This is a genomic window from Stenotrophomonas sp. 05L44_2, assembly GCF_056665995.1.
Genome location: NZ_JBFTNR010000017.1, coordinates 1 through 12,757, shown reverse-complemented (window position 1 = coordinate 12,757; position 12,757 = coordinate 1). Strand labels below are relative to the sequence as shown.

General features: G+C 67.8%; 12 protein-coding genes. 7 read left to right on the top strand and 5 right to left on the bottom strand.

From position 1 onward, the window contains the following. The 4 genes from AC1VAN_RS01165 to AC1VAN_RS01150 all read left to right on the top strand — a co-directional run. The coding region (locus tag AC1VAN_RS01165) for a MotA/TolQ/ExbB proton channel family protein (protein WP_480985117.1) at positions 1-432 on the top strand (432 nt) is incomplete at its 5' end. Positions 433-435: 3 nt separating this feature from the next. Continuing rightward, a complete protein-coding gene (motB, locus tag AC1VAN_RS01160) occupies positions 436-1,410 on the top strand; it encodes a flagellar motor protein MotB (RefSeq protein WP_480985116.1) in 975 nt (324 codons plus the stop codon). A 134-nt stretch (positions 1,411-1,544) separates the two neighbouring features. After that, on the top strand, positions 1,545-2,054 hold the full coding sequence (locus AC1VAN_RS01155; protein ID WP_032977057.1) for a hypothetical protein: 510 nt from the start codon (positions 1,545-1,547) through the stop codon (positions 2,052-2,054). A 13-nt stretch (positions 2,055-2,067) separates the two neighbouring features. Beyond that, a complete protein-coding gene (locus AC1VAN_RS01150; RefSeq protein ID WP_025878403.1) occupies positions 2,068-2,343 on the top strand; it encodes a DUF4031 domain-containing protein in 276 nt (91 codons plus the stop codon). A 46-nt stretch (positions 2,344-2,389) separates the two neighbouring features. On the opposite strand, the gene AC1VAN_RS01145 is transcribed toward AC1VAN_RS01150, so the two are convergent. Next, positions 2,390-2,932, bottom strand: coding sequence for a DUF6630 family protein (locus tag AC1VAN_RS01145; protein WP_032977058.1), 543 nt, complete (start codon positions 2,930-2,932; stop codon positions 2,390-2,392). Between the two features lie 90 nt (positions 2,933-3,022). On the opposite strand from AC1VAN_RS01145, the gene AC1VAN_RS01140 reads away from it, so the two are divergent. Then, positions 3,023-3,271: a DUF3297 family protein gene (locus tag AC1VAN_RS01140; RefSeq protein ID WP_025878401.1), complete on the top strand. Its 249-nt coding sequence runs from the start codon at positions 3,023-3,025 to the stop codon at positions 3,269-3,271. Positions 3,272-3,349: 78 nt separating this feature from the next. Here the strand turns inward: AC1VAN_RS01140 and AC1VAN_RS01135 are convergent, their stop codons facing one another. From AC1VAN_RS01135 to AC1VAN_RS01125, 3 genes are all read right to left on the bottom strand, one after another. Then, the gene (locus AC1VAN_RS01135) at positions 3,350-4,993 is read right to left on the bottom strand and encodes a Na+/H+ antiporter (protein ID WP_480985115.1); all 1,644 of its coding nucleotides are present in this window, start codon (positions 4,991-4,993) and stop codon (positions 3,350-3,352) included. A gap of 237 nt (positions 4,994-5,230) precedes the next feature. Continuing rightward, positions 5,231-6,040, bottom strand: coding sequence for a dioxygenase family protein (locus AC1VAN_RS01130; RefSeq protein WP_442251696.1), 810 nt, complete (start codon positions 6,038-6,040; stop codon positions 5,231-5,233). A 43-nt stretch (positions 6,041-6,083) separates the two neighbouring features. After that, positions 6,084-6,494 carry a DoxX family protein gene (locus AC1VAN_RS01125; RefSeq protein ID WP_025878398.1) on the bottom strand — a complete coding sequence of 137 codons (411 nt, stop codon included), beginning with the start codon at positions 6,492-6,494 and terminating at the stop codon, positions 6,084-6,086. Between the two features lie 94 nt (positions 6,495-6,588). Between AC1VAN_RS01125 and AC1VAN_RS01120 the strand changes: the two genes are divergently transcribed. Next, complete coding sequence (locus tag AC1VAN_RS01120; RefSeq protein WP_480985114.1) at positions 6,589-7,470, top strand: LysR family transcriptional regulator; 882 nt, start codon at positions 6,589-6,591, stop codon at positions 7,468-7,470. A gap of 43 nt (positions 7,471-7,513) precedes the next feature. On the opposite strand, the gene AC1VAN_RS01115 is transcribed toward AC1VAN_RS01120, so the two are convergent. Continuing rightward, on the bottom strand, positions 7,514-10,576 hold the full coding sequence (locus AC1VAN_RS01115) for a bifunctional diguanylate cyclase/phosphodiesterase (RefSeq protein WP_480985113.1): 3,063 nt from the start codon (positions 10,574-10,576) through the stop codon (positions 7,514-7,516). A gap of 174 nt (positions 10,577-10,750) precedes the next feature. Between AC1VAN_RS01115 and AC1VAN_RS01110 the strand changes: the two genes are divergently transcribed. Beyond that, on the top strand, positions 10,751-12,757 hold a 2,007-nt coding region (locus AC1VAN_RS01110), incomplete at its 3' end, for a M13 family metallopeptidase (RefSeq protein WP_480985112.1).

Sequence of the window (12,757 nt, the reverse complement as noted above, 5' to 3'; positions counted from 1 at the left end):
GAGCTGGAGCCACTGCTGGAGCTGGAGCTGGAAAAGCACCACGCCGAAGCGATGGCGCCGTCGCAGGTGCTGACCAAGGTCGCCGACGGCCTGCCCGGTTTCGGCATCGTGGCGGCAGTGCTGGGCATCGTCATCACCATGGGCTCGATCGGCGGCGACATCGTCGAAGTGGGTGGCCACGTGGCCGGCGCGCTGGTCGGCACCTTCCTCGGCATCCTGCTGGGCTATGGCTTCGTCGGCCCGATGGCCTCGGCGATGGAAGCCCGTGCCGAGCAGGACAGCCGCATCTACGAGTCGGTGAAGACCGCCCTGCTGGCCTGCCTGCGCGGCTACAACCCGAAGATCGCGCTGGAGTTCGCCCGCAAGACGCTGCCGTCGAACGTGCGCCCGGCGTTCTCCGACTTCGAGCAGCACCTGAAGACGGTCAAGTAAGCCATGGCCGAGACCAAGCCCACCGTCATCGTCCGCCGGGTCAAGAAGGCCGGCCACGCCGCCCACCATGGCGGTTCGTGGAAGGTGGCCTATGCCGACTTCGTGACCGCGATGATGGCCTTCTTCCTGGTGMTGTGGCTGATGGCCAGCACCAGCAAGCCCGAGCGCGCGGCCATTTCCGAGTACTTCCGCAACCCCAGCCCGCTGGTCGGCTCCAGCGCGACGCCGGCGCCGGGCATGGCCGGGCCGGGCGGTGCCAGCACCTCGATGATCAAGCTCGGCGGCGCCACCGATGTTTCGCGCGGCAACAGCAACGATCCCTTCCAGAACCAGCAGAAGTCGATACCGCAGCCGGTGGACGAGCAGCAGCGCGACAAGCAGCAGTTGGAAGCGCTGATGAAGGAACTGCAGGAAGCGATCAGCCGCAGCCAGGCGCTGGAACCGTTCAAGGACCAGCTGCTGCTGGACCTGACCCCGGAAGGCCTGCGCATCCAGATCGTGGACAAGCAGAACCGGCCGATGTTCGACCTCGGCAGCGCCACCCTGAAGCCGTACACACAGCAGATCCTGCATGAGCTGGCCGAGTACCTGAACCACGTGCCGAACCGGATCAGCCTGACCGGCCACACCGACATCACCGCCTATTCGGCCGCGCGCGGTTACGGCAACTGGGAACTGAGCGCCGACCGTGCCAATGCCGCGCGCCGCGCGCTGATCGATGGCGGCCTGGAAGACAGCAAGATCACCCGCGTGGTCGGCTTGTCTTCGTCGGTGCTGTTTGACAAGGCCGATCCGCAGAACCCGATCAACCGCCGCATCAGCATCGTGGTGATGACCAAGGCCGCCGAGGAAGCTGCGCTGGCCGGCGCCGGGCCGCAGGTAGGCCTGTCGGCAACCACCCTGGACCCGGACGTGCAGGCCGCGCAGGGTGAGGCCGGGGTCGGATCCCGTTCCGCAGGAAAGGGCGCTGCCCTCTGACCCGTCTTCGCCGGGCATGGCCCGGCGCTACCGCATCCGGACGCACCAGGGTAGCGCCGGGCCATGCCCGGCGAGCGCGCAGCGCGGCACCCAGTACAATGGCGGTCTTTCCGACTCCAGGTGATCACACCCCCATGTCCAAGTTGTCCAAGGCCAAGCGCGACAAGCGCAAGAAGCAGCAGACCAAGCGTCCGTTCCTCCGTCTGAACGCCCAGCAGCAGGTGCAGAACCATGCCGTGCTGGTCAACGAAGACGGCCAGGCCGTGGCCGCCATCGGCCTGCAGGGCCGCGAGTGGCTGCTGGCCATCGGCGGCCAGACCATGGGCAACGCCGACAACCCGGTGCCGATGCTGGCCATGCTCAAGCACCTGTCCAACGTGCAGGAAGCCGAAGGCCGCAAGGTCACCCTGGAATATTCCGAGCTGATGCAGAAGCTGCTCGACACCCTGGCCGAAGAAGCGGGCCAGACCGCCGAGGAATACCTGGACAAGCTGGTGGCCGAGTTCGCCAGCGAGCAGGCTGAAGATGCAGCCGCTGAAGGCGAAGCGTCCGATGAAGCGGCTGCAGACACTGCCGGCGCCGAAGGCGCTGCCGACGCCGAGGCCACTCCGGCCGCCGACGCCGACGGCAAGCCGCAGGCCTGATCCGGCGGCGGCGGTGTCGGTCTACGTCGATGACGCGGTGCATCCCTGGCGCGGTCAGCGCTGGGCGCACCTGATGGCCGATACCCTGGCCGAGCTGCACGCAATGGCGGCGCAGCTCGGCATTCCTCCACGGGCCTTCCAGAACAAGGCCAGCGGGGCGCATTACGATGTCACCGCCGAGCTGCGTGCGCAGGCACTCGCGCTGGGTGCGGTCGCCATTTCCCGGCATGTGGACCGGGCGCAGGTGAAGGCGGTGATCGCCAACGCCAGGGCGCAGTACCAGCCCTAGGCTGGTACAGGTGGCACCGGGCCGCGCCCGGCGCTACCGGTGAATCTCAGAACGGGTCGCTGCCCAGGCGCACTTCCACGTTCAGCAGCGAGCACAGCGCCAGCAGGGCGTCGTCATCGCGGGTCAGCGCCATCCAGCCACTGAAGCCGTCGTTGCCGGCATCCACGCTCCACAGCGTGTAGTTGTGCTCGCGCAGGCGGTCGAAGGCGGTGCTCATCAGCTGCACCCCATCCAGGCCCGCGGCGAAATCCTCGTCGTCCAGGTCGCCACCCCAGTCCAGCTGCAGGTTGAAGCGCGCCGACAGCTCGTTCACCGCCGACTGCAGCGAATCGAAATCATCACGCTCGACCTCGAAGCCCGACTGCCAGGCGATGGCCGTGAACAGCGCCGGCAGCCAGTCGCTGTCGGCTTCCAGCGGCTGGCCGTCCTCGGACAGATGCTCGCGCCAGCGGTTGAACTGCTGCAGGGCCAGCTCTTCGTCACCGGGGTTGATCAGCACGAGCAGGTTCCAGACCCGCGCCTCGAAGTCGTCCTCGTCGAAATCGTGGGCGTCTTCCTCGAAGTCGAAATAGTCGCTGTTGTCAGGCATGGCGGAACGTCCTCGGGAGCAGGGGGGCATTCTACGGTTTATCCTGTACCGCTGAAGCCGGCCGTGGTGGCCGTCACTGTGAATGAAGCGATGAGCGATACCCCTCCCGACCACCTGGCGATCAACCCGGCCAGCCCCTTCCACGATGCGCAGGCCCTGGAGCGCGGCGTCGGCGTGCGCTTCAACGATGTCGAGCGCGACAACGTCGAGGAATACTCGGTCAGCGAAGGCTGGATCCGCGTGCAGGCCGGCAAGGCCCGTGACCGTCGCGGCAACCCGATGACCATCAAGGTCAAGGGCAAGGTCGAGGCGTATTTCCTGGAACAGAAGCCGGAGTAAGGGCTGAAAGGTGTGCGGACCAAGGTCCGCACCCACCGGCAGCCGCCGCCGGGCTGATCCGGCGCTGCTGCTTCACGATTATTCGCGCTTGCGCGATTCCAGCAGGTCGAGGTTGCGGATCAGCCGCCGTGCGATCTCGTCCGACACCACGCCGCGGCGGGTCAGCCGGAACAGTTCCTCGCGTTCGGCATTCAGCCCGGCGCTGCGCAGCTGGCGATAGCCCATCTCCATCCGGTTCACCTTTTCCGGGTCCACGTCCGGGTTGTCGCGGTCCAGATGCCGCTGATACAGCAGGCTCACCCGCGATGCGGCGTCGTTGTACAGCTGCACGTTCTCGGTGTTCTGGTTCAGCACCAGCTGCTGGCGCATGCGCTCCACGCCCGCCAACGCGGCCTTCGAGGACAGCTTGCGGGCGAGATCCTCTTCCTTGCGCTCACCCGAATCGGCCGGCAGCTGCAGGCCCTTCAACAGCTGCGGCAGCGCCACGCTGGCGCCGACCAGCGAGCACAGGATCACCGCAGCAGCCAGGAAGATCACCAGGTCGCGTGCCGGGAACGGGCTGCCATCGGGCAGGAACAATGGCAGCGTCAGCACGCCGGCCAGGGTGATCGCACCACGCACGCCCGCCACCGAGGTGGCCACCACGATGCGCCAGTTCGGTGCCTCGCCACGCTCCAGGCCGCGGCGACGCGCACGCAGCAGGTTCCAGCGCAGCGACAGCCACACCCACAGCAGGCGCAGCGCGATCAACGTCGCGTTGATCACCAGCACGTACACCAGCAGCCACCATGCGCTCTGGTGGCCGCTCTCGTTCATGGTGGTGGTGGCGCGTTCGACGATGCCCGGCAGCTGCTCGCCCAGCAGCACGAACATGATGCCGTTGAAGCTGAACTGCAGCATGTTCCATACGCCGGCACGCTGCACGCGCATGCTGCCGGAGACACGGCCGGTCATTTCCACGTAGCTCATCGAAATACCCGCTGCGACCGCAGCAAGGATGCCCGAAGCATTGATCTCTTCGGCCAGCAGGTACGCCGCGAACGGGATCAGCAGGTTGACCAGCATCGCCGCGCCCGGCTCTTCGCCGAAACGGCGCCACAGCCAGCGCTGGAACGTGGACACGCCCAGGGTGACCGCCACGCCGACGGCCAGGCCGGCTACTGCCACCCACACGAAGGTCAGCGAGGCGGTCGCCAACGAGAAGGTACCGGTCATCACCGCCGCCACCGCGAAGCGGAAGCAGACCAGGCCGGAGGCATCGTTGAGCAGTGACTCGCCTTCCAGGATGTGCATCAGGCGCTTGGGAATCGGTGCCTTGGCAGCGATCGYGCCGACCGCCACCGGGTCGGTCGGTGACACGATCGCGGCCAGCGCGAAACACACCGCCAGTGGCATCACCGGAATCATCCAGTGGATCAGCAGGCCCGCGCCGATCACGGTGAACACCACCAGCCCGAACGCCAGTTCGAGGATCGCGCCCTTGTCGCGGAACAGGCCCTGCTTGGGAATGCGCCAGCCATCGAGGAACAGCAGCGGCGGCAGGAACAGCAGGAAGAACACTTCCGGTTCCAGTGCATGGCCGCGGTTGAATACGCCGGCGATCACCGCGCCGAGGCCGATCTGCACCAGCGGCAACGGCAACGAGAATGGCAGGACGCGAACCAGGTAACCGCTGGCGACAACGGCCACCAGCATCGCCAGGACGACTTCGATGGTGTGCATGCTTCTTCCACAGGAGCGGCGCGTGGGGCCGGAAAAACCGGAGTGCGCCGGGGGACGGGAAAAAACTTAACACAGCAGGCCGCCACTGCGCCCAGCCATCTGAATGCGCGTCAGGACCGCGACAGCAAGCGCCGCCCGATCCAGGCCGGCGTGCTGGCACGTCGTCATGCACCACTGCCAACCGGCCCTGCACGCGTCCTTGTGCAGGGCGTTCCAGCCCTGGCAGCAGCGGTGGGGTCATGCCGCGTCCTGAGCGCGGTCGGCACCATCGAAGCGGTAGAGGTCCATCGCCAGGAAGCCGGCATCGACACCCGCATCGATGCGCTTGGCACCGAAGCCACCCTCCCCCGCCGCACCCATCGCAAAGTACAACGGCAGCAGATGCTCATCGGTGGGATGCGCACGCTCGGCAAACGGTGCCTGCCGGCGGTAGTCGAACAGGGCATCGCGGTCATTGGCGGCCAGCCGCTGCTCCACCCAGTCGATGAAGGGGCGCACGTAGGGCGCTTGCTTGCCGTCCTGGTAGTGGCCCCAGTCGTGCAGGTTGTGGGTGATGCTGCCCGAACCGATCAGCAGCACGCCCTGTTCGCGCAGCGGCGCCAGCGCACGGCCCAGCGCGAACTGATGCTGCGGGCCCAGCATCGGCTGGATCGACACCGGCACCACCGGGATGTCGGCCTGCGGGTGCAGCAGGCGCAGCGGCACCCACGCGCCGTGGTCGAGGCCACGTTGCGGATCGAGTGCCACCGGCAGGCCGGCGGCGGCGATGCGGCCCGCCACCTCTTCAGCCAACGCCGGATCACCGGGCGCCGGGTACTGCAGCGCGAACAGTTCGCGTGGGAAGCCGCCGAAATCGTGGAGGGTGGGCGGCTGCGGATGGTTGCCGACCAGCGGCTGCCGGGCCAGCCAATGCGCCGAGGCGATGATGATCGCACGCGGGGGCGGCAGGTCGCGGGCCAGCTCGGCCAGCCGCACGCCGACCTGCCCCGGATGCAGGGCGGTCATCGGCGAGCCGTGGGAGATGTACAGCGAAGGCAGGCGGGACATGATCTTCTCCAATCACAGGAACAGACAGCGGGCCAAGGGACGTTCAGCGCGAACGCAGGGTCCAGCGGCCATCGCCCAGCAGGAACAGCACGACCAGGGCCAGCGCCCAGAACGCCGGGTATTCCCAGCCACCGCCAGCATTGGCGAAGCTGAAACCGTTGGCGCCGTGCACCGTCACGATGGTGCCCAGCAGCAGCGGCACACCGAGCAGGCCGATCCAGCGCGCGTAGATGCCGAGCAGCAGCGCTGCGGAAATCGCCAGTTCAACGGCGATGGTGAGGTAGCCCAACACGCCGGGCAGGCCCAGCGACTCGAAGAAGGCCGCGGTACCTGCCGGAGTGAACACCAGCAGTTTGGTCAGCGCATGGACCAGGAACAACACGCCCAGGGCCAGCCGCAGCAGGGTCGCGGCATACGGGGCGAGCGGGGACAGGGGGGCGGCGGTAGCGTTCATGGGGCACCTCGGCAGGGACAGGGCACAGGTTATTGCACCCTCCATTGCCGATAAATACGATTGATCGACCGTATTTATTTCATAAGGCGCAACAATGGACACCCTGGATGCCATGCGCGTGTTCGTCGCGGTGGTCGAACGCAACGGCTTCAGCGCCGCCGCACAGGCGCTGGACATGTCCACGGCCGGTGTCACCCGCCAGGTCGCCGCACTGGAAAAGCGCCTGTCCACCCGCCTGCTCCACCGCACCACCCGCCGGGTCAGCCCGACCAGCGCCGGTGCCGCCTACTACGCCCAGTGCGTGCGCCTGCTGGCCGAGTTCGATGCGCTTGAGGCCAGCATCGGCGCACAGGCGCTGGAGCCGTCCGGCACGCTGCGCATCAACGCACCGGTCAGCTGGGGCATCGCCCGCCTCGGTCCGTTGCTGGCCGGTTACCGCGAGCGCTTCCCACAGGTCGAACTGGRCCTGGCGCTGTCCGACCGCCTGGTGGACATGGTCGAAGAAGGCTACGACGTGGCCATCCGCATCACCCGCGAACCGGGCCCGAGCCTGATCGCGCGGCGCCTGGGCCAATCGCGGATCAGCCTGTGTGCCGCACCGGCCTACCTGGCCGCACACGGAACACCGCAGGCCCCCGAGGATCTGCAGACCCACGCCTGCCTCGGCTACAGCTACTGGGCCGCCGGCGACCACTGGCCCCTGCAGGGACCGGGTGGCGAAGTGAAGGTTGCAGTGACCACCCTGCTGCGCGCCAACAATGGCGACGTCCTGCGCGAAGCGGCGATTGCCGGCATGGGCGTGATCCTGCAGCCGGACTTCCTGTTGCACGAGGCCCTGGCCGATGGCCGCCTGGTGCGCATCCTGCCCGGATGGGAAGCTGAGCCGATCGGCATCTTCGCCGTCTACACCAGCCGCAGCCATCTCGCCCCCAAGGTGCGCAGCTTCATCGACTACCTGGTGGAAACCGGGGTGTAAGCGTGCGTCCGCCGGGCATGGCCCGGCGAGCGCGAAGCGCGGCCTAGGCGACAACCTCATCCAGCTGCGCGATGATCTTTTCCAGCGGTGCCGGCCGTCCCAGCAGGTAGCCCTGCACCTGGTCGCAGCCATGCGCGGCCAGCCAGTCCAGCTGTCCCGGCGTTTCCACGCCCTCGGCGATGATCGTCAGCCCCATGCTGTGGCCCAGCGACAGCAGTGCCCGGCAGATCGATGCGTTGCGCGGATTGGTCTCCACGTCGGCCACAAAACTGCGATCGATCTTCAGGACGTCCAGCGGCAGGTGCTGCAGGTAGGACATGCTCGAGTAGCCGGTACCGAAATCGTCCAGCGACACGCGGATGCCCTGCTCGTGCAGGCGCTGCATGGTCTGCATCGCCTGTGCCGGCTTGCGCATCAGGCTGCTCTCGGTCAGTTCCACGTGCAGTGCACCACGGGCCAGGCCGAAATCCTGCTGCGCGCGGGCAAACTCGGCCACCAGATCGCTGTTGAAGAACTGCACCGCCGACACATTGACTGCGATCGACAGCTCGCCCCAGCCGGCTTCGACCAGACGCCGCTGCGCCTGTGCCGCTGCGCGGATCACCCAGCGTCCCAACGCCAGGATCAGGCCGGTGTCCTCGCACAACTGGATGAACTCGCTGGGCGGGATGAAGCTGCCATCGGCCTGCGGCCAACGCAGCAGCGCCTCCAGCGACGCCGGGCTGCCATCGCTGGCGTGCCGGATCGGCTGGAAGTACAGCTGGAATTCGTTGTCGATGGCCGCGTGGATGCGCCCGGCCAGGCGCAGGCGGTCGGCCAGGCGGATGGTCACCGCCRCATCGAACCAGGCCACCACGTTGCCTTCGGCGCGGGCCGCGTGCGCCGCCTGCGCGGCCATGCCGATCGCCTGTTCGGCACTGTGGCCTGCGTCGGCGTCATGTACGGCCACACCAATGCGGGGTTCGAACTGGTGCAGCGAATCCTGGCCGCGCATCGGTGCCGAGACGATCTGCAGCAGATCGTCCAGCACGCGCTGGGTGTTGTGTTCCGGCGCGATCGCCAGCACGAAATCCTCCGCCGGCTGGAACGCCAGCAGGCCGAAGCGCGCGCCCAGCCCGCCCAGGCGCGAGGCCATCGACTGCAGGACCGCATCACCGATCTCGCGGCCCAGCGTATCGGCCACCAGCTGCAGCCCGCGCAGCTGCACATAGGCGATGGTGTAGGCGCCGGCCTGCTCGTCCAGCTGTTCGCTCAGTGCGCGCACGTTGAGCAGGCCGGTGGCCGGGTTGTGGCGTGCGTGATAGGCCAGGTCGCGCTCGTAGGCCAGCCGCTCGCTGACATCCTCGGCCAGCACCAGGCACGCGGGCTGGCCATCGAAATCCAGTTGCGACAGGTGCACGCGCACTTCGAACACCGTGCCATCCTTGCGCTGGTGCAGGCGCACCGCAGCGTCCTGCAGTTCACCACTGCGCACCTGCGCGATCGCGCCCTTGACCTCGTCCCAGCCCTCGCGTGGGCGGATGTCGAGGATGCTCATCGCCAGGAATTCATCGCGGCTGTAGCCGTACTGCTGCACGGCCGCCTCGTTGACCTCGATGAAGCGCAAGGTGTCCGGATCGAACACCCAGAACGGCGCGGGGTTGCGATCGAACAACAGGCGGAAGCGGCGTTCAACCTGGCGCATCTGCTCGCGTGCCTGGTAGCGCTCGCTGAGGTCGGTCAGTGCGCCGATCATGCGCCGCTGCCGATCGACCACCGCTACCCGCTGGCCACGCGCGGCAACCCAGCGCACGGCACCGCCGGGCAGCACCAGGCGGAATTCTTCGTCGAGTACAGCGTTGCCGGCGAAGGCCTGATCGAAAGCCTGCTGCATGCGTGCGCTGTCATCGTGGTGCACGCGGGCGAAGAATTCGGCCACCGGCAGCGCATCGGTCTGCACGCCGAAGATCTCGCGCGCCAGCGGTGACCAGCGCAGCAGCGCAGCGTCTTCGTCGACATACCAGGTGCATACGCGGCCCACCTGATGGGCCAGGCGCAGCTCGGCGTGGCCGGTGCGCAGCTCTTCGGCCATCGACTGCTGCCGGTGCGTACTGCGGCGCACCGCGTACAGCAGCACCAGCAGCAGCGCCACGTAGGCCAGCATGATGGCAATCGCCGCCTGCAGATACGGCCACCACGGCTTCAGCACATCTTCGTTTGCCAGGCCGACCTGCACCGCCAGTGGACTGCGCTCAAGGGTGCTGATGGTGGAGATGCGCGGTATCTGGTCCACCGCGCCGGGAATGCTGCCCAGCTCGACCACTGCCTGCCGGCCCAGCAGCGTGCGTGCCGGCAGCGTGTAACGGCGGCCGACGGTGCCGTGCGGATCGGGGACACGGGCCAGCATGTAGCCATCGGCGTCGCTGATCGAGGCCAGACCACTGGGCCCCACATCGAGACCGCCCACGATCCGCTGCAGTTCGCCGCAGCGCAGCCGTGCCAGCAGCCAGCGATCGCCAGCCATCGGCAGCGCCAGCGGCACCACCCAGCCACCGTCGCTGGCACGCTGCGGCGGCCCGATGTACAGCGCACTTCCCTGCCCGCGTCGCTGCGGATCGGTCCACAGTGGCAGCTGCAGGTCGCCCTTGCCGGCGGTCAGGGCGCGGCCATAGGTATCGAGCACGACAATGCTGTGCAGTTCGGCGTGCCGGCGCAGCACGCCGGCTATGGCGGCGTCCAGCAGCGCGGGCGCCTGCGCAGGCACCGTGCGGAACAGCTCGGCGGCATCGGCGGCGATGCCGGCCATCGCCCGTTCCAGGTTGCGCAGCTCCAGTGCCAGCAGGCGCTCGCTGCCTATCGCCAGCGCCCGGCTCTGCCGCTGCGCGGCTTCCAGCCGGCGCTGGTAATCGTTGGCCAGCATCGCGGCCAGGCCTGCCGCCAGCAGCACGCCCAGCACCACGCCGCCCCAGGTAATGGCACGCAACGGCCGGGCCAGCGCGTGTCTCAGCGCCGGCATCGGTCGGTCTTCCCTGTGCAGTCGGCTGGCTTCATGCGCGAACGATTCCTCCACATCCCCGACCTCAACGGCCGGCGGACGCCATTCTTGACGCCTCGACCCGTCCTGCATGCGCCCTCCCCCGGGTGCTGCAGACATCCAGCCCGCAGCATGCACCACGCCGGTGACCGCGTGAAGATCGCTGCGGCGTGTTCAGCCAGATCACGCACAGTGCTGGCCCTGTCGAGCACGTCCAGCCGGCCCGCAGCGGATTAGACTTGGAGTTTTCCGCCGCAAGAGAAGTCCATGTCCAAGCTGCGCCGCCCCACCCTGGCACTGGCCATCGTTGCCAGCCTGTCCCTGGCCGCCTGCGACCGCCCGGCCGATCCGGCCGCCGGCACCGCCGCACCGGCCGAGGCGCCCCCCGCTGCCGCCAAGCCGATGCTGGGCAGCTTTGGTTTCGATGCCAGTGGCATGGACCGCAGCATCGCYGCCGGTGACGACTTCTTCGGTTTCGCCAACGGCAGCTGGGTGAAGAACACCGAGATTCCGGCCGACCGCTCGCGCTTCGGCAGCTTCAACGTGATTGCCGAGAAGACCCAGGCCGACACCCGCGCGATCCTGGAAGGCGCTGCCGGCAACGCCCAGGCCAGCGGCGAAGACAAGCTGATCGGCGACTACTACGCCGCCTACATGGACGAGGCCGGCATCGAGCAGCGCGGCCTGGCACCGGTGCAGCCGCAGCTGAAGAACATCGATGCGATCGCCGACAAGGCCGGCCTGGCCCGCGCCCTCGGCGGCGACGTGCGCGCCGACGTCGACCTGCTCAATGCCACCAACTTCTACACCGACCGCCTGTTCGGCCTGTGGGTGTCGGTGGACCTGCTGCAGCCGGACCGTACCGCGCCGTACCTGGTGCAGGGCGGCCTGGGCATGCCGGACCGCGATTTCTACCTGGGCGGTGGCCGCATGGCCGACCTGCGCAAGCAGTACCAGGCCTACATCGCGCAGGTGCTGCAGCTGGCCGGCGTGGCCGACCCGGCCGGCAAGGCGCAGCGCATCCTCGCCCTGGAAACGAAGATCGCCCAGGCGCATGCCACGCAGGAAGAAACCAATGACGTGACCAAGGGCGCCAACCCCTGGACCCAGGCCGACTTCAACGCCAAGGCCCCGGGCATGGACTGGGCCGCGTTCCTGGACGCCGCCAAGCTTGGCCAGCAGCAGGACTTCATCGTGTGGCAGCCCAAGGCCGTGGCCGGCCTGTCCAAGCTGGTGGCCACCGAGCCGCTGGATGCCTGGAAGGACTACATGACCTTCCACGCGCTGGACCGCGCCGCTGCCTACCTGCCGAAGAAGTTCGCCGATGCGCGCTTCGCCTTCCACGGCACCGCGCTGAGCGGTACGCCGCAGCAAAGCGACCGCTGGAAGCGTGCCGTGGATGACGCCAACCATGCCGTCGGCGAGGCCATCGGCAAGCGTTACGTCGAAAAGCACTTCGATGCGAAGACCAAGGAACGTGCCGACGAGATGGCCAAGAACATCATCGCCGCCTTCGCCAAGCGCATCGATGCACTGGCCTGGATGTCGCCGCAGACCAAGGCCAGCGCCAAGGCCAAGGTGGCCGGCCTGACCGTGGGCATGGGCTATCCGGACAAGTGGCGCGACTACACCGGCCTGGACATCCGTCGTGATGATCCGCTGGGCAATGCGCAGCGCGCCGAGCTGTTCGAGTACCAGCGCAACATCGCCAAGCTGGGCAAGCCGGTCGACCACAGCGAGTGGGCGATGCTGCCGCAGACCATCAACGCGATGAACGTGCCGCTGGAAAACCGCCTGGTGTTCCCGGCGGCGATCCTGCAGCCGCCGTTCTTCGACGGTGCCGCCGACGACGCAGTGAACTACGGTGCGATCGGCGCGGTGATCGGCCACGAAATCAGCCATGGCTTCGACAACGCCGGTGCGTTGTTCGACGACACCGGCAAGCTGCACAACTGGTGGACGGCCGAAGACCTCAAGCAGTTCAACGCAGCCGGCGATGCACTGGCCGCGCAGTTCAGCAGCTACGAGCCGTTCCCGGGTGTACATGTGAACGGCAAGCTGACGCTGGGCGAGAACATCGCCGATGTCGCCGGCCTGGGTACCGCCTACGACGCCTACCAGCTGTCGCTGCAGGGCAAGCCGGGCCAGACCCTGGAAGGTTTCACCCCGGACCAGCGCTTCTTCCTCGGCTTCGCCCAGGCCTGGCGCAGCAAGAGCCGCGAGCAGGCGCTGCGCAATTCGCTGCTGACCGACGTGCATGCACCGGGCCAGTTC